This is a genomic window from Mucilaginibacter sp. P5_A4, from assembly GCF_056400605.1.
In genome coordinates this window covers 20,655-46,020 of sequence record NZ_JBFUKX010000007.1, presented here as the reverse complement: position 1 = coordinate 46,020, position 25,366 = coordinate 20,655, and the positions used below count along the sequence as shown (strand labels likewise).

Here is a 25,366-nt window from a genome sequence, read left to right as displayed (position 1 = left end):
AAAAACTCGTTCCTCGTAATTTGTCAGCCACTCACGATCTTGCCCTGGACGCCGGTTCCGTTCAATCGTCACGCGCCGGACAGCCGGCACAGTTCCTCATTCACTCCACCGGCAACCAGGGAGTATCGGGAACTCGCAACTCGTTCGCTCTTATGGCAAAAATACTACGGTCAAAAGGACGGCCGATAAAAGAGCAAGGTAAAAGGATCAGAAAGATAGATGCAAGGTTTACGCAGGATGAATATGACACCATCCTGGAGTTGGAAAAGACACTGGGCATCCGCAAAACGGATTTGGTGCGTACCCGCCTTTTGCAGGATGCCCGGTTGACTATCGTCAATGCCAAGGAGCTGATCGGGTTTTTAGATAGCATCGGGGCAGAAATGGGCAGGTGCGGGAACAACATCAACCAGTTGGCTAAATATGCCAATATCCTGAAGAAAAAGGGCATGCTTTCGCCGATGGTTAGCGAAAGGTTCAACATCCTGTTTGAGCAATACATCACAAATCAAAAACAACTGGAAATTTCTTTACGGCGGATCATCAGGATGGCGGGCAAGTAATTTGTTTGGTGGAAACTTGTTCTTTGCGAACAAATTCGCCGGGAACAAGGTCACAACGCGCAGGTTCAATCAGAATTTGTGCACAAGGAACTTGTTCTCTACGAAATAGTTTGATGAGCACTTGTTCACACTGATTTTATTCGGGCCGAACTTGTTCATAGCGAATTTGATTTGAGAGAACTTATTCGCATTTATTAAAGTTCTGGCCGCACCCGTTCGTAAAGAACATGTTCCCGATGAACAATGAACCTGTTCACACTGCGCCTTTATGATCGTCAAATTTCTTTATACCCGTGGGCCGAACGGTCATTTCCCTGCTGTGGCTTACAATACCGGCAAGATGGACCGGAACAAAGGCGAACTGACGAAGGTGGCGAACTTCGGTCCACTGCAAGGCCTGGAACTTATGCGGCCGCAGGATTACAAGAACTATCTCAAAATGGTATCGGCAACAAACAAGGCCGTTAAAAAGCCGCAATTGCATGTGGCCATTTCAGCCGGGGGCAGGTCATACAATAAACAGGAATTGACCGAAATAGCGACCCAATGGCTGGAAAGGATGGGCTACGACAAACAGCCGTACCTTATCATCTTTCATAAGGATACTTTGAACAACCACGTACACATCGTAAGTACCCGCGTCGATAAGCAAGGCAAAAAGATCCGTGACAGCTATGAACAGATCAAAGGCCAGGAGCAAATGAATATCGTGATGGGGCTTGATGAAAAGCACAATGCAAAGGCTGATGTCGCTAACGCGCTGGTTTACCAATTCGCTACCAAGGCTCAGTTCATGATGATTTTGGAGAGCCGGGGATATACGTTGAAAGAGCAGGACGGCAAATTGCTGGTGATCAAATTCGGTAAAAGACAAGGGGAAGTTAATGTTTCGGCTATCGAGGAACGACTTAAAAATCAGGCACCGGATGAACAAAGGATTATACAGCTAAAGGCCTGGTTTCATAAATATGCGGCGAGATATGATACGGCTATAGCTAAAAAACATGGCGTTTACACGTCTTTGTTCGCGGCCTGTCTGAAAGAAAAGTTCGGCATCGACCTGTTGTTTCATGCTTCCGGCGATAAGCCACCCTATGGATATTCCGTCATCGACCATGCAGGCAAAAATGTTTTCAAAGGCGGTGAGATCATGCCTTTAAAAGAGTTATTAGCGATTCAGCCTACTGGCGGTCATCCCGAAGAAAAACCGGATATCCGTTACGAAGTCAACCCCGAACAGCTGGATTATTATGCTGCGATCTTAAAGGCCGCGCTTTATAACTACCCCGACCTTACACAAGGTTTACAGCACCAGGGGCTGGTTATCATCAGAAACGGCGAAAGCCTGATACTCTATGATTTATCAGCTGGGGCATCTATGGACACGACAGATCTCCTGGATAAAAGGGATCGTCAGGTTCTGGTCGAACACTTCAGCCAGGAACAGGAAACGGATGAGGAAATCTACCGGCAGCACCTGCGAACCCCTGAAATTAATTTGGCATCAGACGTCGATGACGAAGCCATACTCGGTATGAAACGCCGCCGAAAGAAAAAAGCAAGAACTAATCTCCGCTGACAATTAAAACAAATCTTATGGTCATTATTATCGGGAACCAGAAAGGCGGTGCCGGAAAGAGCACGCTCACGCTTTTGCTGGCCAATTATCTCACGCAAAATAAAAAGTGCAAAGTCACCGTGCTGGATATGGATTACCAGCAGTCGATTTCCCAAAAATTCGAGAAAGCTAAAATACTGGAGAACGCTGAGCCTTACGAGGTATTGGCATTTGGGCTGTCAGACTTTCCAATGATGGCGGACACCATCCGGGATAATCCAAAGGACATTGTGCTGATCGACCTGCCGGGCAAATTGGATGATGATGGTTTGATAGGTGTCTTTAAAGCAGCACAAGTAGCGATTTGTCCATTTGCCTATGATGAGTTCAGCTTTGATTCAACGATCCCTTTTGCTTTGGTATTGAAGAAGATTAACCCGCAGGTGCATTTATTATTTGTACCCAACCGCATCAAGGCCAATGTCAAGTACGAGATCAAGGCGGATGTGAATGAACAGCTGAACCAATTAGGCCACGTAACTGAAGCGATTGCCGACCGTATCGATTTTCAGCGCACCAATACTTTCCAGACGCCGCTAAACGTGCAGGCGCTTTTGCTGCCGGTTTTCGACCGGGTTTTTAAAGACTTTATTCAACCTTATTTATGAGCGAGATCAAAACGCTGGCCGACCAGTTAAGGAGTAAGGTGGCCAAACCGGATACGCCGGAAAAGCCGGTAAAAGTGGTTAAACCCAAATCAGCAAAGCCGCCGGACATCCCGGAGATCGTTTCATTGATGCGCGATCTCGATGTCAGTGCCAACAAAACGCTGATCCATGCCCGTGTGGATGCGCAAACTGCGCAAATGATCCATCATCTGAAGATCGCCACCGGCATAGAGGTGACGCGCCTGATCTGCTTTTCTATAAGGCAGCTATTCGAGCAGAACCCCGAACTCAAATCATTAATCAAAGCACACTTAGCCAACTTCGAGCTATGAACCCAAAAATCCTTCGCCAGCAGCGCGACCCGGCCTTCAATGAAATACTGGACCGTATCAGGGCCTATGATAACAGCGACCATAATAGCGTCGTGCATATCCGGCTGGATGAATATACGGTCGTGATCCTGAACCAGCTCAAGCTGGCCACCGGAATCGACATCACCAAAGTAATGGCTTTTGCCATCAGCGAATTGTTGAAACAGCACCCGGAACTGCGGCTGGCAATCGACCAATTCTTAAAACAACTCAAAACATGAACTGGACACATTTTTTACTTTGGCTGGCTGGCGGCTATGGCCTTTATTATTTGATCGTCATCCTGACCGACCTGGCGCGCAGCAAACGGCAGGACGTGGCCAGCGGAAATCCGCATGAACTGACTTTTTCCGAACAGGTCACGCCGGTTCAGCTGACGGCCCAGGCTGTACAGCCGCCAAAATCCCCCAACAAAAATGAAGTGATCGGTTCCGGTGGGGTGCCGATCACCGACCTCTTTCGCCTGGCCAAACAGGAAGCCATCATCTATACACGTTCTGTCAGCTTTTAATATGAAAGCCAATTTATTAACTTTTTGTTGTTGCCTGCTTGCATTGGGCGCAACCGCGCAACCTGGCATTTCGGAAATGCAGCAGGCGCAGCAAAATTTAAGATCGACTTTCTTTTCCGCGATGGACTGTTCGCTGGTGCTTGCCGCCGTGTTTGGCATTATCGGCGCGGTGCGTATTTACCATAACTGGCAAATGGGGCACCCGCGCATCGATGAGCAGGTGGCCGCCTGGTTCTTTGCCGCCTTTTTCATGGTACTGGCAGGTGCCTTCCTGCGCGGCGTGTTTGGCCTGTAAGTTCTTTAATACCCCTCCATAACCCCGGCGGTTCCCTGATAATTCGGGGGCCGCCTTTTTTATTTCATTCAAATTTTAATACCCCTATAATGAACAAAATTAGAAAAATGTGGGCCACAGCCGTGGTCCTTGCCCTGGGCACGGCATCCGCCTTTGCCCAGAACGGTGTTACCGGCCTGAACTCTGCTACCACCTCCTTAAAAACCTATGTCGCCCCGGTGACCAATGTCACGCTGGTCATTGGCGGTATCGTCGGTATTGTCGGCGCTATCCGCGTCTACTCAAAATGGAACAGTGGAGACCAGGACATCAATAAGGAGTTGATGGGTTGGGGAGGAAGTTGTGTTTTCCTTGTGGTTTCAGCAGTTGTGATCAAAGCCTTCTTTGGCCTCACCTAATGGCCAGGCAATTCCAGGTATACAAGGGGCTGCAAAGGCCCCTCGTATACCGTGGGTTTAAAGGCAAGTATATCTATTGGGGTGTCGGCTCTTTGCTGGCCGGCCTGGTACTGGGCGCATTAACAATGGCGCTGGTCAATATGTGGCTGGGCCTGATCGTCCTGATCGCCGCCGTTGCAAGCGGGCTTGTCTTTATCGCCTCCAAACAGAAACAAGGCCTCCATATCAAAGCCCGCCCGACGGGCATATTCATTCACCAGGTCAACTTCAAAAATCTCTCCCGTTATGGCCGGAAAACAAGTCTTTAATATTCCCTATATCGGTATCGACCATTATAATGGTATCGATATTTTAGTCGGTGCAGGCGGCGAATGTTCGGTGGTTATTCAAATCACTAACCCAGTTACCCGCTTCTCGGCTGCCTCTGCGGCTTACGATGAGTTCCACGCGCTGATGATCAACGTGGTCAAGATCATGGGCGATGGGTATTTACTGCAAAAATCAGATGTGATTAGTAAGGAAGAATACCCGCTCAAAGATGGCGGCGAGTATTTGCAGCAGAAATACAATGAACATTTTGCCGGGCGGGAATATATCAAGGTCAATACCTATATCACACTGACCCGCCAGGTACGCAAGGGCGCTTTTTATGTTTTTGATAAAAAGGCGCTGCGGGATTTCAGCCAGCAGTTGGACAAAGTCATGGACATTTTGGTTGCCGCAAAGACGGCACCCGTGATCCTGATAGAGCAGCAGCTCAATTTACTGATCATGCAGTTCCTGGCGATGGATTTTAAGCGGGAGCATATCGTGCTCAACAACTTCGCGCCGAACGATACCGAGATCAAAATGGGTGACCGCGCTATCCGCAATATCCCGCTGATCAATATCGATAACGTGGATCTGCCACCATCGGTAAGTACGCACATCGAAATGAATGAAAAGGAAACCCTGCGGGGTTTCCCGGTGGATTTCCTGTCGTTTTTGTTCCGGGTGCCGGATTTCGAGGTGATCCTGTTTAACCAGGTCATCGATATACCCAGCCAGTTTATGACGCTGAAAAAGCTGGAATTGAAAAAGAAGCGGCACTCCGGCATACCCGACCCGGCCAACGCGTTATGTGTCGAGGACATTGATCTGCTCTTAAATGATGTGGCAAGAGAAAATCAGTTATTGGTCAACTGCCATTTTAATATTGTGCTTGCAGCACAGCAGGACAAGATCCAAAAAGCGGCCAATTTTATCGAAAGCGCGCTTTTTGGTTTGGGCATCATGGCAAGCAAAAACGGCTACAACCAGCTGGAACTTTACCGCTGCGCTTTGCCGGGTAATGCCGTGGAACTGAAAGATTACGACTGGTTCCTGACCACCTGCGATGCAGCCGTTTGTTTCTTTCTGAAAGAGTCGATGCCGCTCGATGAGCCGTCCGATTTTTTGGTACGCTTTACAGATCGGCAGGGCGTACCGGTAGGTATTGACGTAGCCGATCTCCCGATGCGTACCAACCGCATCAATAACCGGAACAAGTTTGTGTTAGGCCCCAGTGGGTCGGGTAAGTCCTTCTTTATGAATAGCCTCATCGAGCAATATATGTTGTTCAATATGGATATGGTCATTGTGGACACCGGCCATTCCTATTCCGGGCTATGCGCTTATTACAAAGGCAAGTACATTACCTATACCGATAAGAAGCCGATCACGATGAACCCCTTCCAGATCACGGTGGAGGAATTCAATATCGAGAAAAAGGATTTCCTGATTACGCTGGTCGGCCTGCTTTGGAAAGGTGCGGACGGTACGTTCAGCCAGGTGGAACGCGATGTGATCAGTAATGTAATTAATGCCTATTACCTGCAATACTTTGAGCAGGAAAAACTGCCGCCAATCTCCAAAAAAGACCAGTTCGCGATCCGCAAAAAAGTGATGGAAGAAATGAAGGGCGGTAGCGGCTTCACGCCATTCGCCGAATTTGAAATTGAAGTGCTGGACAATGATCTGGCTGGTGAGCTGTCGCGTGATGACCAGGCTTTAGTAGACGCCCTCACGCATTCCGGCGATACGCTTACGCCGAACGAAGCCGACCCTTTCCGTGCGGCCTATGATGAAAAGTTTCACCAGGCCGTTAAGGATGAACAGTTGCGCCGCCTGAAAGCCGAGGGCAAGCCGCATATCGAACAGTTAAACTTCAACAGTTTTTATGAATTCGCGCTCTGGAAGATCCCGGAGATCAAGCAGGAAGAACGCATCCCTTTTGATGTGGATGAGTTCCGCTATGTGCTCAAAAAGTTTTATAAGGGCGGCGAATTTGCACAAATCCTGAACGAAGCGACCGACTCATCACTGTTTACCGAACGCTTCATCGTCTATGAAATTGACGCCGTGAAGGAAAATCGGGTTCTCTTTCCAATCGTTACGCTGGCGATCATGGACGTATTCATTCAGAAGATGCGCTTCAGGTCATCTCGCAGAAAGGCTTTGGTAGTCGAAGAGGCATGGAAAGCGATTGCAAGCCCTTTGATGGCTTCGTACCTGCTTTACCTCTACAAAACGGTTAGAAAGTTTTGGGGAGAGGCCATTGTGGTGACACAGGAATTAGGCGACATCATCGGTAACGCGGTAGTTAAAGATAGCATTATCAACAATTCGGACACCATCTGCCTGCTGGATCAAACCAAGTTCAAGGATAATTACGGGGCTATTGCTTCGCTCTTATCGATCAATGAAACTGAGCGCAAAAAGATATTTTCTATTAACCAGTTGGAGAATACCGAGGGACGCGGGCGCTTTAAAGAAGTATATATCCGGCGCGGCGCGGTTGGCGAGGTCTATGGCGTAGAGGTCAGCCTGCACCAGTATTTAACTTTCTCCACGGAGAAGCCGGAGAAATCGGCACTCGAAGTTTACATCGAATATTTTGGCAGGTACCAGCACGCGTTAGACCTTTTTGTCAATGATTTTCACGCCAGTAAACTGTCCCTCGCACAGTTTGTCAGCCATATTAACCAAATCGATCATCCTTTTTTCTATGACATCTATGAAGATAACATTAATGCTCCTTATCCTCCTGCCCGTATTGCTGTGTAAAACCGTTTTCGCACAGGAAGTCGTGGTCGACCCGGTCACTTCGGCAGCTATCGCTGTTAACAGCGCCGTGATCAACGGCCAGTTAAATACCACCAACAACAATTTAAGTTTGATTCAAAAAGGCCAATTGGCGGTAACCGGGCAACTGGTAATTGTCAACGACCTGCAAAACAAAATCTACAAGGGTTTGAGCCAGGTAGCTTCAGTTATTAATAACCTCACCTCCATTAAGGAGATCGCCAGTTGTGGGACAGATATCGTGAACGATGTGGGCCAGGCGATAACCATCGCCAAATCTAATCCAGTCTTATTACTTTTTGCCGAAGAAGGCGCGCGAGAATTTGAGACGCGGGCAGTGACACTGTCTGCTGATGTGAGCGCCTTTGTGCTCAAAGGTGGAAATAATTTAATGGACGCAGGCGAACGGGGTAAGCTGCTGAACCACATCGAGAGCGAAATGCAGATCCTGCGCGGCATCGCTTACGGCATGGGCCGGGCGATGTACTGGGCCAAAATGCGCGGGATATGGGCCTCGCTTAATCCCTGGTCAGAATGGAAAAATATGGATGTCCAGATCGCCAACGATGTATTGAACAACGCCAAATACCTGAAGCAATGAAGAAATTATTCTTTTTTCTGTTTTGCGCTTTTGGCTTTCCGCTTTTCTCTTTCTCCCAGCAAAGCACCCTTGACATTGCCGGCATCCATCAGTTGATAGATCAGTCTAAATCCGAGCACACACAGCAGGTAAAAGCCAGGAACAACCAGGCAACGGTAACTGCCAATGAACAGGCCAATCTAACCCTGCTTACTAAAATGAAGAATATGTACCGCACCTTACAAAACAGGTACAATACTTTGGGCACGGCCATCAATATCGCCGATATCGGCATTTACGCCACGCCGGAGGTAAAGCAGATCGTGAGCTACCAGGCTCAGATCATCAGCCTCGTGGAAAAGAACCCGGCTCTCGCTTTTTTAGGTTACCAGACCGAGATCGAGTTTGTTGAAAAAGCGCAGGGGCTGATCGGCTACGTCACCGGCCTGACTTTATCGCTTGGCGATGTCAACCAGATGAAGGCATCCGACCGGAAACTTTTATTTGATTACGTCCTGATGCAGCTTTCGGAGATTCAGGAACTATCCGGTAAGCTGGTCAATACGCTGACCTATTCCAACCTTAATTCCTTGCTGCGTTCCATCAATCCCTTTCAGAATTATATCGATCAGGACAAAAACGTAGCCGAAAGTATCATCCAAAACGCCAAATATCTTAAACAATGACAAAGCAAATCTTTCTTTTCGTGCTTTTTGCTTTCTGCATTAAGCTATCGGCTTCTGCACAGCAATACGTATTGGACGAAAAATATCTCGTATCAGTAGAGGCCAACCAGGCGGTTAGGATGAGCGCAGAGCAAACCCATAATCAGTATCTCGGAAAAATAAATAATAACATCGAGGACTTGAATACCAACGTGGGTTCGGTAGTCCTGGCGCAAGAAATGATTTATAACGGTTTGTCCAATGTCAACTCCGCTTTAAAGGATGGCTTGGAGGTCAAATACATGGCGACTATTACCGCCGATATGATCAGTTATCTGAACCAGGCCCTGGCTTTAGGCAAGTCCGATCCTTACTTATTGTTATTCGCCACCAATATCGCCAACGAAATGAAGGTGCGGTCAGTGGCGTTGGTCAGCGAGGTATCGACTTATGTGCTGAAATCTGGCAATAATATACTGGCCGATTATAACGGGCGCGACCAGCTATTAAAAAAGGTCACCAATACCTTGCAGATTTTGGACGGTTTGGCCTATGGTGCCTGGCGCGCCATGTATTGGGCCAAACAGCGCGGCATTATCGCCACGATCAACCCCTGGCAGGACTTTATCAATAAGGACAAGTACTTCGTCCAGCAAATTATTACTAACGCTAAATACCTCAAAGAATGAAAAAAATATTAATGCTTTTCGCCTTATGCTTTAGCCTGTTCGCAGCAAAAGCGCAATCCCTCATCAAGGATGATGCGGTGGATAACCAAAGCCAGCGCATGGTGTTCCAGCAATGGGACCAGAACAAGTTCTACCCCAAAAAAGGCTTCCTAAGCCTGAACCCTTACTACTGGCTGGTTTGGGGGTTCTTTGATCCGAATTACCATAAGACGGACATCCGCCCTTTGAGTGCCAACGGTCAGCAAACCCAAAGACTGGCCTTGGTCGCTACGATGAACGGGATCGATAACCGCTATAAGCTGCAATCAGATACGGCCAGGAACACAGCGCTATCGCAAATCGCTTCGCAATCTGGTTTGTTGTCAGATGCCGACCCTTTGTGGCTGCTATACTATAAGCAGCAATTCAATCCTTTATTGAACTATTCACCGGTGTCAATTTTAGGCGGATTATCACCGCAAGTCAGCGGCAAGCTGGTTTCCGAAGGCCTTTACATTTGGTACACGGGTGAACTGGATAAATTAAAGGAAAGGCTGAACGGTGCGCGTTCAACCGATATGGATCGTGGTTCCCGGATCATGGCTTATTACCGGATGCTGAATGAGTACAAGAACCTGTCATCCGTTTGGGCAATCCGTACTTCCACCGCGCAAATGACTTTGGATATGGCAGTCCATCAGCAAGCCCTTCAAAAAGGCACAGTGACTATTCCAAACTGGACACCGAATAGTGATGTGCAGATCGCCAATAAAATTTTGATGAATGCTAAATATTAAAGGCATGAAGAAGAAAATATTATTATACCTGCTGTTTACATTGTGGGGAATGGCAGGTTTTGCCCAAACTGCCACTGTTGATACCATGATCAGCCGTAAGTCGCTACAATATTTGCAGGGCGATGCGGTTTATGAAAGTGGTGTCATGGTATTTTTAAAGGGCCTCAAAAATTCGATCTGGACACATTTCGATTTATTTATTTCTGATGCGCAGGCGCTGGCCGCGATTTTTATGATCGTTTTTTTTGCCATTAAGAGTTACGAAATGATGGTGGGCGATAAGCGTATGGAGATCATGCCGCTGTTACGGCCTTTTGGTTTAGCGATGATCATTATCTGGTGGGGCGGGTTCGTGAAAATGGTTGCTTTCCCCACGGATTTAGTTGCTCAGCAAACCGAGCAAATGTTTGACAGCGTGCAGAGCGATGTAGACGGTTTGCGCTTTACGCGCGCTAACCTGATGCTGCAGGTCGCCAATTCACTCTATACCTTCCAGGCGCAGGCCGATGTTGCCGAAAAGGAAAGCGATACCTGGTACGGGCAGGCCTGGAACACTGTGACCAGTACGGTCAAACAGGGCATTGCCGATGTAGTGTCACCGTTATTGGAATTGAAGAACCGGCTTACTGTCGGGATGCAATTGCTTTTTACGCAACTGTTGGAATTGCTCGGCATCTGGATTCTTAGGATAGCTGTGTACATAATTTTTATGATTCAAATTATCTATTCCTCGATCCTCATTATCCTCGGCCCGTTTTCGGTGGCGGTCAGTATTTTACCTGCTTTCCGAGATAGTTTCAGCACCTGGGTCGCCCGTTTTGTTTCGGTCAATTTGTATTCCGGTATCGCCTACCTCATCATGTATTTATGCGGACTGATGCAGCAATACGCGCTGACTTCCGAGATCAGTAAATACCAGGAACTCGTTGGCAAGACTGGTGCGCCCGCTGATATGGCTAAGCTGGCGGTTTTTGCCGGTAATGGAATTTTATCGTTTGGTACCGTGATCATCGTTTTTGTCATCGGCGCGATCTGTATGTTTACCGTGCCCAGCATTTCTACCTGGATAATTTCTACATCAGGTATCAGCTCGGCAGCCTCCAATTTCGGCCGTGGTGCCAGTACGATGGCCGGTGCCACCCGCATCGTCGGCAGTTTCATCTAACCTTTTTCCAACCTTTTATGATCGTAAAAAATATCGAAGCCAAAATAAGGCTGGCGACCTGGGTAGCTGTGGGCAGTTTTTTGACCTCCATCGTTTTATCGGCTATTTGCTGCTTCTATGCTTACCGCCAGGTCAGCGATGCCCGCAAAAGCATCTACATCCTGAGTAATGGTATTCCATTGCAGGCTGGTCAAACGGATATGCAGGTTAACCGCCCGGCAGAGTACCGCGCAGACATCGACCTGTTCCATGCCCTGTTCTTTTCGCTGACACCGGATGATAAGTATATCGAGTACCAGTTAAAAAAGGCGATGTACCTCGTAGATGAATCGGGCGTTGACCAGTACAATAATTTGAAGGAGAATGGTTTTTTCAACTCCATTCTGTCCTCCAGTTCGGTCATTACGCTGCAAACGGATTCGATCTCATTGGATATGACCAGGCGGTATTTCCGCTATTTCGGGAAGCTGAAGATCGACCGCCGCAGTTCGACGGTCATCCGTTCGCTAATTACCGAAGGATATCTGAAAGATATTCCCCGTAGCGATAATAACCCGCATGGGGTGCTCATTGTGAACTGGAAAACACTTGAAAACAAAGACCTCGAAAATGTTCAGAAGAATACGTTCTAACCGCGATCCCAGGGATACGCTGTATAGTGAATTTAAAAAGGAATTTTCGGTCTACGTGGATAAAGGCAGCCGGTTCAGTCAGGAGTTGGCTGCCAAATATCCACGCTTCCTGTTTGGTTTGATGACCGCGTTATTATTGGCTTCGGCTGTGCTGGCGGTTTGGTTGCATCCTAAAATGGTGCCAACTGAAAAGGCAAAGGCCCAGCCGCAAAGCGAAGTCTTGAACAGCGGTTTTGATCATATCTTGGCAGCAGGTACGGCGTTAAAGACAACTATTCATTTAAGACGGCAGGTAGATAGTATTACCGCTAAACAAGTTTTGAATAAATCTGACAGTATCACCCTGGTGCGCGATCTCGACAGCCTGCAGCACATCCGTCTCACCTTACCCCATTAGCATTATGCAAATCAATTTAAAACAACCCAAATACATCCTGCCGCTGATCCTGCTGCCTTTCCTGTGTTTGTTCTTCTTTGTTTATCACAGCGGCTTTGCCGCCAAAAAGGCAGAAGATAAGCCGGTAAATGGCATCAACACTTCCGTAGGCCAGGTATCCGGCGATGTACAAAAGAAACAGCTGGAAGATAAGCTGGACGCTTACCGCAATACTTATAAAGAAGGCGACGGCATGACCGCCGTTAACCCATTGCCCTCCGAGATAACAAGCAATCCGGCCTTTCAAAGCAGCTATTCAGACAAGGAAAAGAAAATGCTGGACTCGATCAATGAGGCGATGAAAGCCAAGTACGCGCAAAGTCCGACAGGCGCATCGGTGCACAAGCAGCCTGTTAATAATGACCAGGCCATGTTGGCAGCACTGAACGGTTTAAAAAACCCCCGTCCCGCTGAAAACAGCGCAGCCAATGATCAAAAGGTTAAAGACCCAATGGAAACCTTCCGGCAGCAGATGGCCTACCTCGATAGTATGAACAAGGCCAATGATCCGGCAGTTAAAGCCGAGCGGCTGCAATCTGAGGCACGGGCTAAAATGGCCGCGCAAAAAGCAGCCGAACCCAAATTAGCGGTGAAGCTGGCAGATGTCTCACCATCGGAATTTAATACCGTGCTGCCTGAAAAACATCCGGATTTTATTAAAGTGGTGATCGACGAGAACCTAACGGGTTATGCGGGTACGCGTATCCGCCTGCGGCTTTTGGATGATATTGATGCCGGGAATTACCGCATCCCCAAAGGAACCTATTTATATGCGCTGATCACCGGCTTTTCCGGGCAGCGGGTGGAACTGACGGTCAAATCCATTCTTTACGAAAATAAAATATTGCCGGTCAAATTGCAGGTGTACGACCTCGACGGGCTTTCCGGGCTATATGTGCCGGAATCGGCTTTTCGGGATTTTACCAAAGACCTCGGCACCAATACCGTGCAAGGTGTGACTATTGACGGCGGCGGCACCGGCTCGGTGGCCAGTCAGTTTGCGATGAGCACGGCCAGTAAAATGTTTGAATCCACTTCATCTGCCATTGCCGGGCTGATCCGTAAGGATAAGGCCAAGATCAAATACAATTCTTACGTCTATTTAATCGATAACGAAGCGCTCGAAAAAGCGCAGCAACACTACTAACGATGAAACGATTACACCTTTTTCTTGCCGTATTTATGGCAAGCCTGCACAGCTATGCCCAATTAACGCCATTCGCCGAGGGCGTTAAAAAGAATTCCCTGCCGATTGTTTACCTGCCCGAAAACGTATCCGTGCAGTTTATCTCACCGGAGCCGATCCAGTACGTGGACATTTCCGCCAAGTCGGTTATCGGCGACCTGCCGCTAAAAAATGTACTGCGCATCCGCTTAAAAGATTCGGTGAATTCGGCAGATGCGGTGATCACTATTGCGGGTGAAAAATTTATTACCCAATATCATGTGATCAGGGCGGATTCGATCACGGCCAGGGATGCCCGAACGGAAATTGCGATTGACCCTGGCAACACTCATCCGCTGGATATTTCGGGTATCGGGCTTTCGCAAAACCAGTTAAAGCAAATGGCGCTCAACCTCTTTTGTAAACGGCCGGGGCGGGCCATTGAAAAAACGAAGGCATTCGACTTGAAAGCGGAACTATATCATATCTATACAGCCGGGGATTATGTATTTATCGACCTGGGTTACCGGAACAAAACGAACCTGACCTACAATATTGAAGACTTCCGTTTCCACATCGATGATAAAAAGATCACCAAGGCCACTAATGTCCAGTCGGTGGAACTTAAGCCCGAATTCATCCTGTTTACCAACCCGTTTTTTCAAAAGACCTACCGCAACATCGTTGTCCTGAAGAAAATCACCTTCCCCGGAAATAAAGTGCTGCATATCGAATTGAGCGAAAAGCAGATTTCCGGCAGGGTGATCACTTTGAATATCACTTACCAGGACGTACTCGATGCGGATACGATACCCATCTGATGAACCCTTTAAAATTACTGGAGCCGGACGAACGCGAGCGCTACGATTATTTGCTGGAAGTCTTCGAGGAGGAATTTGAGCAAACCCACCTGGCTTTTCATGTCAGCGGCATCCTCATTTATGAGCTGCTGAATTTGCTGGCGGTATGCAAGTACTTGTTTGATGAGTTCGGCTTTCCCGAAAGTGAGGACAGCCGCCTGCTGCGCTACGCTGTTACCGGCACCATTGCCGAATACCTGGAAGGAGATCAGAATAATGGCTTTTAACAGTTCAAAGAAGCTGGCCGGGAATATCGCGGCCCTGCGTATTGCCTTATCCGGCCAGGAAAGCTACAACGATAAAGAAATTGAAGTGCTGAAAAGCTACGCGGGTTTCGGCGGTTTAAAAGCGGTCTTGTTTGGCGCGGGGCCGGTGGGAACCTGGGTGGAGCAAAACGCCTCTGCAAATGACCTGCGCCTGCACCCGATGATGGTGGAGCTGCACGGACTGTTGCAGGAAAAACTATCGCCTGCCGATTACAAGGCGGTCGTTGATGCGGTTAAAAGCAGCAGCGATACCGCATTTTACACACCGGAGTTGCTGCCTGCTGCTTTATATGCGGCCATGAAACAACAGGGCATTATGCCTCATCGTTTGTATGAGCCGAGCAGCGGCGCGGGTATCTTCATCACCGAAGCGCTCAAAGCCTTCCCGGATTTGCAGGAGGTCAACGCGGTCGAAAAGGACATCCTGACCGGCAAGGTGCTGATGGCGCTCGCCTTGACTTTGCCGATAAACAATATCGTTCAGGTTCGTGGTTTTGAGGAAACCGCCCCGGACGAAAAAGGCAAATATGATTTTATTACCAGCAATATTCCGTTTGGTAATTTCAAGGTATTCGATCCGGCCTACCAGGGCAGCGCGGTAACCAACAAGATCCATGATTATTTCTTTGCCAAAGGCCTGGATAAATTAGGTGACGGCGGCCTGCTGGCATTTTTGGTGACGGATGCTTTCTTAAATACGGCCTCCAATACACTGGGACGCAAGCATGTGTTTACTTCGGCAGATTTTATCAGCTTGTCGGTTTTGCCGGATAACCTGATGAAGGATACCGCCAACACGGAAGCGCCGAGTCATTTGCTGCTGGTTCAGAAGAACGACAACAAAGAAGCTTTTACCCCAACCGAATTACTACTGATCGATACCGTCGAGCAGGAAAATAGCTATGGTAAATTTTCCGTCAATGCTTATATCGACCGGCACCCGGAACTGCGTTTGGCCGATACCATAGGGGAAGGCAAAAACCAGTACGGCAAGCCAAGCCAGCGGATTTGGCAGAAAGGCCCGCTGGAGGAAATCAGGCAGCCGCTCATGGAACAGGTAGCCGAAGGCTTAGCTGCAAACTTTGACTTGGACCGCTGGAAAGCCTTACAGCAGCGGTTGGCTGATGAGCAATCGAAAAGCAAAATTGAAAGTAAAACCGTGCCGAACGCACGGTTTTTTACTTTTCTGGATATGCCTGAAGTACAGACCTCAGCAATTTCCGGTCAGGGTCAATTGGGTCTGTTCGACGCCCCGACCCTGAATAACGACCAGGCGCAGGGTTATTTATCTGATCTGGATAAGGCCTTTGTAGATCCGGCAACCGGCAGGCAGATCAGCACTATCCGCACTACCACCAGGCCCGACCATGACAGTATTGTTTTGATTACCGCACAGGCGAAACAATCCGGCCGATACCTCTATAAGTTATTCAGCAATGTCAAGGAATTAAGTTTTTCCAATAAATGGGTCAGCGGCAATACCTTGACTTATGAACTCAAAGCTTTATCTGCAAAACTAAAATATTTCGGCCATGATTTCCGCTACGAAGGCGACCGCAGTTTGGAACCCGCTTTTGAACTGCTGCCTGACAGGCCGGTGCCATTTACCGCCATCAAACCGTTTTACAAGCGGGATACCTTAGTGATCCATGAAGGCAAAGCCGGTCTGACCGGACTGATCCAGAACGCGCAGGCAGATTTCCAGCCTTTTGATCAGCAAACCGACCTCCCTTTTTTTAGGCAATACATTGGTCTGCGCGACAGCTATATGGAACTGTATGCGAAGGAAGCGGAAACTTTACAGGTGCAGCCGCACTTGCGGTCAATACTCAACCGGAACTATGAAAGCTTTACCGGCAAATACGGAGACCTGAATAAGGGAAACAACCGGAATCGGATATTACAGGATGCCGCTTTGGGTTTCGTGGTGCTCTCATCATTGGAGCGCCGGGAAAACGAGGCCTGGACTAAGGCCGATATCTTTTTTGGCCCGGTATTCCCGCAGCAAGAAAACCTGCATACCGATGATCCGACCGAAGCATTGGCACGTAGCCTAAATGATAAGGGTATCGTTGACCTCGACTATATGAGCACCATGACCGGGCTGGATGAGTTCGCGATCATCCGTCAGCTGGACGGCAAAATATTGATGAACCCCATCAACCGCTCATGGGAAACGAATGATAGTTACCTGTCCGGTAATGTGGTGCAAAAATTAGCACTGGCGGAAAGGGCAGCCGGGGCGCATCCCGATGATTTGCAAATTGCACGAAGCCTGGCAGCGATCAGGCGGGTGCAGCCGGAAAAGATACCCTTTGAATTATTAGACTTTAACCTGGGAGAACGCTGGATGCCGGTGAGCTATTACCAGCAATTTGCCAGCGACCTTTTTGGCCTGGACACGCATATCGAATATTTTTCCTCGGCTGATGCTTTTAAGGTCAGCTACAAAAATGGCAATGCCAAAACCGACGAGGAATTTGCGATCATGCCGAAGTCCGGCATCAAAATGAAGGGCGCGGCGCTTTTGGAACATGCGCTGGAAAATACCAGTCCTTATTTCAGCTATAAGGTAGGTTCGGGTGATACAGCGGTCAGGCTGCCGGACAACGAGGCCATCCAGTTAGGACACCAAAAGATCGAATCGATCCGCAGCCGCTTTGAAGAATGGCTGCGCGAATTGCCGGGAAGCGAAAAGAACAAAATAGAAGCGCTGTACAATGAAACTTTCAACTGTTATGTGCTGCGGGAATATGACGGCAGCCATTTAGCTTTTCCGGGGCTTGACCGAAAGGCATTGGGCATCGAAGATTTGTACAGTTCGCAGCGAAATGCCGCCTGGCGCATCATTCAGAATCGGGGCGCGCTGATCGACCATGAAGTTGGGCTGGGCAAAACCCTGACCATGATCGTTGCCGCGCAGGAAATGAAACGTTTGGGCATTGTACAAAAACCTATGATCCTGGCGCTCAAGGCTAACATCGGGCAGATCACCGATACTTACCGGAAGGCCTATCCGCTGGCAAAAATACTGGCACCGGGCGAAAATGATTTTACGCCGGTCAAGCGGCAGGCGCTGTTTCACCAGATCAAAAATAATAATTGGGACTGTATCATCCTGACGCACGACCAGTTTGGGAAGATCCCGCAGTCGCCCGAAGTTCAGCAGGAAATATTAGAGGCCGAGCTGGATAATATTCAGGCCGACCTTGATACCCTCAAATCCCTGGGCGGCGAAGTTTCGCGCTCAATCCTCAAAGGGCTGGAACTGCGCAAGAAGAACCTCGAAGCCAAATTAGAGGGGGTATTATACACGCTCGAAAATATAAAGGATTCCGGCATCGACTTCCTGGAAATGAATATCGACCACCTCTTTGTCGATGAATCTCATAAGTTCAAGAACCTGACCTTTACCACCCGGCATAACCGCGTGGCCGGTTTGGGCAACCAGGATGGCAGCCAAAAAGCTTTGAATATGCTGTTTGCGGTGAGGACTTTACAGCAAAAGTTCGATGCCGACCTTTGTGTAACTTTCTTATCGGGAACACCGATCTCGAACAGCCTGACCGAAATGTATTTGATCTTCAAATACCTGCGGCCAAACGAACTCGAACGGCAAAGCATCAGCAACTTTGATGCCTGGGCAGCGGTATTTGCCAAGAAGACAACCGACTTTGAGTTTTCGGTCACCAACCAGATCACGGCTAAAGAACGCTTTCGTCATTTTATCAAAGTACCAGAACTGGCGCTTTTTTATAACGAAATCACCGATTATAAAACGGCAAAACATATAAACCTCGATAAGCCGGAGCTTTCTGAAACATTAGTAAACATTCACCCGACACCCGACCAGCAGGACTTTATCAAAAAGCTGATGAAGTTTGCAGAAACAGGCGATGCGACCTTGCTCGGTCGTCCGCGCCTTACTGCCGAGGAAGATAATGCCCGGATGCTGATCGCCACCAATTACGCCAAGAAAATGTCGGCGGATATGCGGCTGATCGACCCGGAATATGAAGACCACCCAGATAACAAAGTGAATGTTTGTGCCCGCAAGGTTGCCGAGATCTATCACGAAAGCACACCTCATAAAGGAACCCAACTGATTTTTAGCGACATCGGCACCCCTAAACCGGATGAGTTCAATATTTATGATGCGTTGAAGACCAAACTGGTCAATGATTTTAATATTCCTGCTCACGAAATTTCATTTATCCATGACTGGCCGGACAAGAAACGGCCGGAGATGTTTAGAATGATGAACAACGGCGAGATCAGGATACAGATCGGCAGTACCGAGAAATTAGGTACAGGTACCAATGTGCAGGCCCGCGTTTTAGCGATGCACCATTTTGATACGCCCTGGCGTCCGAGCGACCTGGAGCAGCGCGATGGAAGAGGCGCACGGCAAGGGAACTGGCTGGCGAAAAAGTTCTACGATAATAAGGTGCTTAACTTTATTTATGGCGTTGAGCAATCATTGGATGCCTATAAATTCAATCTGCTCAAAAACAAGCAGACCTTTATTTCGCAGATGAAGAACTGCGAGCTGAATGTGCGTACACTCGATGAGGGCGCGCTTGATGAAAAGAGCGGCATGAACTTCTCAGAATACATCGCCATCCTTTCCGGCGACACCACCCTTTTGGAAAAGGCAAAGGTAGAAAAGAAAGTAGCGCAATTGGAGGGCTGGAAATCGGCCCATTTTCGCGAAGTCGCCCGTAACCGTTACAGCCTGGAAGCTGCCGAGAAAAGACTTGGCGAAATCAAAGGCACGATGGACAGCCTGTTCAAGGACGAAGCCCTGTACAATTCGCAGTTAAAGCATAACAAAGAGGGCAATAAGCTTAATCCTATACAATTGACCGATTTTCCATCTGCGGATGCCGAAGCTTTGGGCAATAAGATCATCGCGCTCTACCGTGGCTGGCAGCCCGGTAAAGGCAGACCCGAGGAAAAACAAATCGGGACATTATACGGGTTTAACCTTTATATCCGCCAGCAGCGGGAGGGTTATGAGGACCAGGGTTTATTCAAATACCGGATGCAAAACCACCTGTTCGCCGAAGGGCCGGGCGGCATTAAATACCAGAGCAACGGTGGGAACCCTAACATAGATAATTCAAAGCTGGCCGCCCGCTATTTTCTGAACGCGATTGATAAGGTGACCGGCTTGCGGGAAAAATATGAAAAAGAGCAAACCGAACTGCTTACAGAGGTTCCGACCTTAACGGAACTCAGTCAAAAGACCTTTGAAAAGGAACAGGAACTGGTTGAACTAAGGGTTGAACTGCGCAGGCTGGAACAAGAGATCGCAGCCAAGATCAGGGAAACGCAAATGAAGTCGGTGCCCGAAGAAGAACAGGCTGAAGAACTCACCGAAGAACAAACCCAAACCGATACTCTCGACCATTCCGAAAACTTGCAGATGATTCGTCGTGCACACCTTTTAGGTGTCAATTACTCTGCAGAAGACTTAACGCGATAATTAGTCCTTTATTTATGGTGCAGTTTGAACATTACCGCAGCCCTCTGCATCGCTATACTTTTTCCGTTAAACCGGTAAGGCAATGGGTGGAAAAGCGCTGCGAGGGCCGGGTGCTCAACCTGTTTGCAGGCCCGACCTTGCTCGATGTGGATGAGATTAGGAACGACCTTGATCCGGTTATGCCTGCCGATTATCATCTCGATGCTTTAGAACTTTTGCGAAGCTGGTCAGGCGACATGTTTAATACGATTTTACTTGACCCTCCCTATGCACTAAGGAAAAGCATGGAGTTGTACAAAGGCAATATTTGCAGCCCGTTCCGGCAACTGAAAGACGAAATACCCCGCCGCCTGTCGCCGGGCGGTATCGTAATCACCTTTGGCTACCACTCCATCGTGATGGGGGCGGGTAGGAAATTTTCACTGGAGCGCATTGCCTTGTTCAGCCACGGCGGCGCGATCCATGATACGATTGCAAGTATCGAACGCTTTAGCCCTTGAATTTTACTGTTTTCAATTTTTGTTATGGAAGAACGGCGCAAGCCCTCCTGACTTCCTTTAAAAACCAAATTATATGGAAGAAACCCACGAGCAGCATAAGCTTCATGGTTTTATGCAATGCCTCATCTATGTGTCCATTGCGCTTGAAGCCGCCATCTTTGTTTATAAGCAAGCCCCGTTCTGGGGCTTTTTTTATGGGCCGATAGAAAAGCTGAGCCATGTGCTTATTTACAGCAACTTGCTGTATAGTAAGCTGGCGACGCTGTTTTTGATCTGTCTGGTCAGCATCGGCACCTTAGCCAAAAAGAAGCAGGAACTTGACCCGAAACTGCATATCCTTTACCCGCTGGCATTAGGACTGCTGCTGTTTTTTGGCGCGGCCTTTTTGTATGGCAGGGATGGTGCATTAGCCTTAGCTTTTACCACCTGGTGGGATTTAGGCTATATGGTTTGCTCGCTTTTGGGTGCTATCCTGATCAGCGTTTCGATGGACAACGTTTCTAAGATGATCCGCTCAGGTTTGGGTAAGGATATCTGGAATGTCGAAGGCGAAAGCTTTATGCAGCCAGTAAAGCCGGTCGTTACTGATTATTCAGTCAACATCCCCATGCAGTTCTATTACAAGAACAAAGTGCGGGCTGGCTGGATCAATATCGTCAATCCCTTTCGGGGTACCATCCTGATCGGTACGCCGGGTTCAGGTAAGTCCTTTGGCATCGTCAATCCCTTTATCCGGCAGATGATCGGCAAGGGTTTTTGTACGGTGGTCTACGATTACAAATATCCCGACTTAGGAAAGATCGCTTATTACCGTTACCTCTTGGCCAAACAACAGGGTAAGTGCAAGGGTTATGATTTTCATGTCATTAATTTGAATGATGTAGAACGCAGCCGCCGTACTAATCCCTGGCGGGCCGATTACCTGCGGTCGCTGGCCGATGCTTCCGAGGGTGCCGAAGGATTGGTTGAAGCGATGAAAAAGGGTGATAAGTCCGGCGGCAGCGACCAATTCTTTACGCAGTCGGCTATCAACTTCCTGGCTGCTTGCATTTACTTCTTTTCTAAACATGTTGGCGGCAAATATTCCAGCTTTCCGCATGTGCTGTCCTTTCTCAATCATTCTTACGAGGATGTTTTCAATACGTTGTTCTCGGAGCCGGAACTGGTTTCCTTGTTATCACCGTTTAAAAGCGCTTACGCCACCAAAGCCTTTCCGCAATTGGAGGGTCAGATCGGTACGCTGAAAATCTTTATTAGCCGCTTAGCCACGAAAGAAACGTTTTGGGTGTTTTCGGGTGATGATTTCAATTTGAAAATATCGGATAAGGCTACTCCGGGCATCGTGGTGCTGGCGAACGACCCCAATACGCAAAACATCAACTCGGCCTGCTATTCGGTAGTGATGAACCGCCTGACCAAGCTGATCAACAGTAAGGGCAATCTGCCATCGGCTTTGATCATTGACGAAATCCCAACTTTATATACTTATAAGATCGAAAACCTGCTGGCAGTTGCTCGTAGTAATAAGGTGGCGATTTTGATGGGTTTACAAGAATTGCCGCAGTTCAATCAACATTACGGGAAAGATACCGCCGCTACCATCACCGCAGTAGTGGGCAATGTGCTGGCCGGTTCGGTCAGGAACAAGGAAACTTTGGACTGGCTGGAACGGCTGTTTGGCAAAAACAAACAGATTGGCGAAAGCCTGTCAATCGACCGTAACAAAACCTCGACCTCCTTACAGGAAAAACTGGAGCCATTGATTCCGGCGGGTAAAATGGCTTCGTTAAATACGGGCGAGATGGTGGGCCTCATCGCGGCCGATGTGCAGGAGGTCTATACGGGTAAGTTTGAAACATCGGCCATTAACTGCAAAGTGAACCTGAGCGTTGCCGAATTAAACGCCGAAGAAGCCGGTTACCGCGACCTGCCCGTCTATTATGATTTCGGGGGGCGCAAGGAGGAAATTCTGCGGGAGAACTTTATGCGCATTAACAGCGAGGTCGATGCCATTGTCGAAAGCTTCCGCAAACCGGTCCTGCAAGTACAGGTGCTGCCCAAAGGCAGCATGAAGCCGATCCCCCAGCCTAAATAATCCAGTCGATCATTTTTAAAACACTTTTCCCATGAACAAACACGACGAACTCTCCGGCACCTTAGTGCTGGTACACCCTCAATTATTGACCGACCCCGCCGAAAAAAAGAACCAGATCGGCATCATTGCCTCTGCGGAAATCGAAAACGATAACGTCATCGTCACCTTTGGCAACGATGGGCAGGCATTGTTTTCAGCCGATGCATTGCTGGTTTTGAAAAAGCCCGCCAGTATTCATTTTGACACCATGCAGGACCATCTGAAAATGAATGCACAGGATTTTAAAGACCTGCTGAGGGTAGGTATGCTGGCCAATTCAAACTTAACGAAGGATCACAGGCAGGCGATTGAAATTTCGCGCGACAATCCTGCGGTGCTGGCCTATAGCATGGCGTCGCTGGAAGAAGAACTGGGATTGAAGCAGAACTATAGCGTGAGCCGCTGAATGACATGAATGATTTAGATTTCTGTAAAATTTCTGGCGCAAACGACAAGCTGCGGGGTGAGGTGGTATTTGTGCATCCTGAACTCTTCGCTGATCCTTTGGGCAAGCGCAACCAGGTCGGCGTGATCAGCGAAGCCGACATCGCCCTTGATAATATTTATGTTGACTTCCGGGATAAGGTCGGGCTTTTTTCCGCCGATGCCTTGTTTACTTTTTTGCCTTCGGATCAAATACAGGATAACCTCGTGAACCTGTTACAGGATAAGACGTCCGGGGAATTCAAGGCATTGCGACGGGTAGAGCTGCTAGTACGCTATGGCGATGTCACCGAAAAAATCAAGGCCATGCATACTGCCCGTGACCACCCGGCGATTCAAATCTTATGTGTCGAAATTTTAAAAGATCAAATTTCCCGCGACATCTCTAATCAATACGGACGGTGATTAAATTATTTTACTGCTGCTTGCTGGCTTTGCCCCTGCGGCACCTGGTATTAACATCAGGCTATGGTTACAGGGTTCATCCCGTCACCGGGCGGTTCTGTTTTCATTCTGGCGTTGACCTCCAGGCCAGGCATGATACCGTTTTTGCGGTGATGCCGGGCCGTATTGCCTTTGTCGGCTATGACTCGGTGACGGGTGTGCATATCCGCCTGGCAAGCGGTGACTTTACTTTGCTGTACGGCCATTTATCGCAGGTTTTTGTCTTAGCGGGGGATTCCGTTAATTCCTGTACCCCATTGGGCATTACGGGTTCATCCGGCCGGGTGACCGGCGAGCATTTACACTTCAGCGTCAGCTATAGACAGGTTCCTGTCAACCCGCTGCATTTTCTGCGGGGCTTAACGAATAATCAATTAACAAATTAAATAAGGAAAAACCATGAGTACACCTTTTAAACCCCTGTCCGAACAGATCACAGGAAAAATGATCGCGGACCTGAAAGCCGGAACTTCTATCTTTCAACGGCCAAACAACAGTACAAACTCGGCATTGCCGTTCAACATCGAAAGTGGGCACCGCTATGCCGGGCCGTCAGCGCTGATCCTTTTAATGCAGAAGCGGGATGACCCGCGCTGGGGCACCTCTAACCAGGCTAACCGTAACCATACGGCGGTTGTCAAAGGCGCGACCGGCACACTGATCCAGTTTATGTCCAATTATGAATACCAGAAAATGGTGGACGGTGAAGGCCAGCCAGTTTTAAAAGAGAACGGCAAGCAGCGCACCGAACGGATCAAGCTGGAGGAACCCAAACAGGTAGATGCCTGGCTCTTCAACGGCGAGCAGATGCGCAATATCGAAAAATGGGAAAAAGAACCTAACATCCTTTCACCCGCTGAACGTGCCCAGGTAATCCTGGACAACAGCAAGGTCGTGATCGAAAATGGAGGCGAGGATATGTTCTATGACCGCCAGCTGGATGCGATCATTATCCCGGAAATGGAGCAGTTTGCCAGCCCGGAACAATATTATGCCGAAGCGCTGCACCAGTTGGCGCACCGCACCAATGCGGTTGAAGCATTGGACCGTCCGCAGGTCGGCAACGATCCGGGCGGCATGATCAGTGAGGAACTGCGCACTAATTTAGTTTCCCTGTTTTTGAGCAAGGAACTGAATTTACCGTATGACCTGAATGACCATGTTGGCTATGTGCAAAGCTGGTCGGCGATTATGAAAGAAGATCCTTCCGAATTGTTTAATGCGACTTCGGATGCGCAAAAGATCGTGGATCATATTTTAGGCTTTGAGCAGCAGATCGAGGAAAAACAGGAAGCTGAACAAACACAGCAGTCGGAGAATGCGAATGAGATCGGCCCAGCAACGGAAACGCAAATCGATACACCAAAGATCGATCCCACCAAACTCACCGAAGGCGAGGTCATCCCCCATAACGGCACCGAGTTTAAAGTGATTAAGGCCCAGAAGAATAACATTTACCAGATGCAGGATTTAGGCAGTGAGCGCAAGTTCAAAATGAGTTCCAAAGATGTACTGTTTAACGAGTTGCTGGATGCCCGGAATAACTCACAGGAAGTTGCTGCCAGCCGGGGTGTTTCCGCTGAAGAAGCTGCTTATCATGCAACCGAGGCCGTTGAACAATTCCTGGATGAACAATACCAGATAGAACGATAAAAG

The 25,366-nt window shown here is 48.5% G+C and carries 27 protein-coding genes; all 27 read left to right on the top strand.

Annotation, left to right across the window (positions count from 1 at the left end; genetic code table 11):
- The first annotated feature begins 20 nt into the window (after positions 1–20).
- The 27 genes from AC1DQW_RS06690 (at position 21) to AC1DQW_RS06560 (ending at position 25,363) form a co-directional block, all read left to right on the top strand.
- Entirely contained in the window at positions 21–563 is a 543-nt protein-coding gene (locus AC1DQW_RS06690; RefSeq protein WP_477453378.1) for a plasmid mobilization protein, read from the top strand.
- Positions 564–831: 268 nt separating this feature from the next.
- Entirely contained in the window at positions 832–2,142 is a 1,311-nt protein-coding gene (locus AC1DQW_RS06685) for a relaxase/mobilization nuclease domain-containing protein (RefSeq protein ID WP_477453377.1), read from the top strand.
- Positions 2,143–2,159: 17 nt separating this feature from the next.
- Positions 2,160–2,789: a ParA family protein gene (locus AC1DQW_RS06680; RefSeq protein ID WP_477453376.1), complete on the top strand. Its 630-nt coding sequence runs from the start codon at positions 2,160–2,162 to the stop codon at positions 2,787–2,789.
- Positions 2,786–3,121 carry a hypothetical protein gene (locus AC1DQW_RS06675; RefSeq protein WP_477453375.1) on the top strand — a complete coding sequence of 112 codons (336 nt, stop codon included), beginning with the start codon at positions 2,786–2,788 and terminating at the stop codon, positions 3,119–3,121. Before AC1DQW_RS06680 ends, AC1DQW_RS06675 begins: the two co-directional genes overlap by 4 nt.
- Positions 3,118–3,381, top strand: a complete 264-nt coding sequence (locus tag AC1DQW_RS06670) for a hypothetical protein (protein WP_477453374.1) — start codon at positions 3,118–3,120, stop codon at positions 3,379–3,381. Before AC1DQW_RS06675 ends, AC1DQW_RS06670 begins: the two co-directional genes overlap by 4 nt.
- The gene (locus AC1DQW_RS06665) at positions 3,378–3,671 is read left to right on the top strand and encodes a hypothetical protein (protein WP_477453373.1); all 294 of its coding nucleotides are present in this window, start codon (positions 3,378–3,380) and stop codon (positions 3,669–3,671) included. The genes AC1DQW_RS06670 and AC1DQW_RS06665 overlap by 4 nt, the downstream gene beginning before the upstream one ends.
- Before the next feature lies 1 nt (position 3,672).
- A complete protein-coding gene (locus AC1DQW_RS06660; protein ID WP_477453372.1) occupies positions 3,673–3,966 on the top strand; it encodes a DUF4134 family protein in 294 nt (97 codons plus the stop codon).
- A gap of 89 nt (positions 3,967–4,055) precedes the next feature.
- Positions 4,056–4,364: a DUF4134 domain-containing protein gene (locus tag AC1DQW_RS06655; protein ID WP_477453371.1), complete on the top strand. Its 309-nt coding sequence runs from the start codon at positions 4,056–4,058 to the stop codon at positions 4,362–4,364.
- On the top strand, positions 4,364–4,672 hold the full coding sequence (locus AC1DQW_RS06650; RefSeq protein WP_477453370.1) for a plasmid transfer protein: 309 nt from the start codon (positions 4,364–4,366) through the stop codon (positions 4,670–4,672). Before AC1DQW_RS06655 ends, AC1DQW_RS06650 begins: the two co-directional genes overlap by 1 nt.
- Complete coding sequence (locus AC1DQW_RS06645; protein ID WP_477453369.1) at positions 4,650–7,448, top strand: TraG/VirB4 family ATPase; 2,799 nt, start codon at positions 4,650–4,652, stop codon at positions 7,446–7,448. The genes AC1DQW_RS06650 and AC1DQW_RS06645 overlap by 23 nt, the downstream gene beginning before the upstream one ends.
- Positions 7,399–8,067, top strand: a complete 669-nt coding sequence (locus tag AC1DQW_RS06640; protein ID WP_477453368.1) for a hypothetical protein — start codon at positions 7,399–7,401, stop codon at positions 8,065–8,067. Before AC1DQW_RS06645 ends, AC1DQW_RS06640 begins: the two co-directional genes overlap by 50 nt.
- The gene (locus AC1DQW_RS06635) at positions 8,064–8,732 is read left to right on the top strand and encodes a hypothetical protein (protein WP_477453367.1); all 669 of its coding nucleotides are present in this window, start codon (positions 8,064–8,066) and stop codon (positions 8,730–8,732) included. The genes AC1DQW_RS06640 and AC1DQW_RS06635 overlap by 4 nt, the downstream gene beginning before the upstream one ends.
- Entirely contained in the window at positions 8,729–9,400 is a 672-nt protein-coding gene (locus AC1DQW_RS06630; RefSeq protein WP_477453366.1) for a hypothetical protein, read from the top strand. Before AC1DQW_RS06635 ends, AC1DQW_RS06630 begins: the two co-directional genes overlap by 4 nt.
- On the top strand, positions 9,397–10,176 hold the full coding sequence (locus tag AC1DQW_RS06625; RefSeq protein WP_477453365.1) for a hypothetical protein: 780 nt from the start codon (positions 9,397–9,399) through the stop codon (positions 10,174–10,176). The genes AC1DQW_RS06630 and AC1DQW_RS06625 overlap by 4 nt, the downstream gene beginning before the upstream one ends.
- A 4-nt stretch (positions 10,177–10,180) precedes the next feature.
- Positions 10,181–11,341 carry a TraJ family protein gene (locus tag AC1DQW_RS06620; RefSeq protein WP_477453364.1) on the top strand — a complete coding sequence of 387 codons (1,161 nt, stop codon included), beginning with the start codon at positions 10,181–10,183 and terminating at the stop codon, positions 11,339–11,341.
- 17 nt (positions 11,342–11,358) lie between these two features.
- The gene (traK, locus tag AC1DQW_RS06615) at positions 11,359–11,973 is read left to right on the top strand and encodes a conjugative transposon protein TraK (protein WP_345955236.1); all 615 of its coding nucleotides are present in this window, start codon (positions 11,359–11,361) and stop codon (positions 11,971–11,973) included.
- Positions 11,951–12,370, top strand: a complete 420-nt coding sequence (locus AC1DQW_RS06610) for a hypothetical protein (protein WP_477453363.1) — start codon at positions 11,951–11,953, stop codon at positions 12,368–12,370. Before traK ends, AC1DQW_RS06610 begins: the two co-directional genes overlap by 23 nt.
- Before the next feature lie 4 nt (positions 12,371–12,374).
- Positions 12,375–13,556, top strand: a complete 1,182-nt coding sequence (traM, locus tag AC1DQW_RS06605) for a conjugative transposon protein TraM (RefSeq protein ID WP_477453362.1) — start codon at positions 12,375–12,377, stop codon at positions 13,554–13,556.
- Positions 13,557–13,558: 2 nt separating this feature from the next.
- Positions 13,559–14,395 carry a DUF4138 domain-containing protein gene (locus AC1DQW_RS06600; RefSeq protein WP_477453361.1) on the top strand — a complete coding sequence of 279 codons (837 nt, stop codon included), beginning with the start codon at positions 13,559–13,561 and terminating at the stop codon, positions 14,393–14,395.
- Positions 14,395–14,661 carry a hypothetical protein gene (locus AC1DQW_RS06595; protein ID WP_477453360.1) on the top strand — a complete coding sequence of 89 codons (267 nt, stop codon included), beginning with the start codon at positions 14,395–14,397 and terminating at the stop codon, positions 14,659–14,661. The genes AC1DQW_RS06600 and AC1DQW_RS06595 overlap by 1 nt, the downstream gene beginning before the upstream one ends.
- A complete protein-coding gene (locus tag AC1DQW_RS06590; protein WP_477453359.1) occupies positions 14,651–20,188 on the top strand; it encodes a DNA methylase in 5,538 nt (1,845 codons plus the stop codon). The genes AC1DQW_RS06595 and AC1DQW_RS06590 overlap by 11 nt, the downstream gene beginning before the upstream one ends.
- A gap of 14 nt (positions 20,189–20,202) precedes the next feature.
- Entirely contained in the window at positions 20,203–20,688 is a 486-nt protein-coding gene (locus AC1DQW_RS06585; protein WP_477453358.1) for a hypothetical protein, read from the top strand.
- 73 nt (positions 20,689–20,761) lie between these two features.
- A complete protein-coding gene (locus AC1DQW_RS06580) occupies positions 20,762–22,783 on the top strand; it encodes a type IV secretion system DNA-binding domain-containing protein (RefSeq protein ID WP_477453357.1) in 2,022 nt (673 codons plus the stop codon).
- A gap of 31 nt (positions 22,784–22,814) precedes the next feature.
- Positions 22,815–23,228: a hypothetical protein gene (locus AC1DQW_RS06575; RefSeq protein WP_477453356.1), complete on the top strand. Its 414-nt coding sequence runs from the start codon at positions 22,815–22,817 to the stop codon at positions 23,226–23,228.
- Positions 23,229–23,233: 5 nt separating this feature from the next.
- The gene (locus tag AC1DQW_RS06570; protein WP_477453355.1) at positions 23,234–23,671 is read left to right on the top strand and encodes a hypothetical protein; all 438 of its coding nucleotides are present in this window, start codon (positions 23,234–23,236) and stop codon (positions 23,669–23,671) included.
- The gene (locus AC1DQW_RS06565) at positions 23,668–24,096 is read left to right on the top strand and encodes a M23 family metallopeptidase (RefSeq protein ID WP_477453354.1); all 429 of its coding nucleotides are present in this window, start codon (positions 23,668–23,670) and stop codon (positions 24,094–24,096) included. The genes AC1DQW_RS06570 and AC1DQW_RS06565 overlap by 4 nt, the downstream gene beginning before the upstream one ends.
- Positions 24,097–24,109: 13 nt before the next feature.
- The gene (locus AC1DQW_RS06560) at positions 24,110–25,363 is read left to right on the top strand and encodes a zincin-like metallopeptidase domain-containing protein (RefSeq protein WP_477453353.1); all 1,254 of its coding nucleotides are present in this window, start codon (positions 24,110–24,112) and stop codon (positions 25,361–25,363) included.
- The last annotated feature ends 3 nt before the right edge of the window (positions 25,364–25,366 follow it).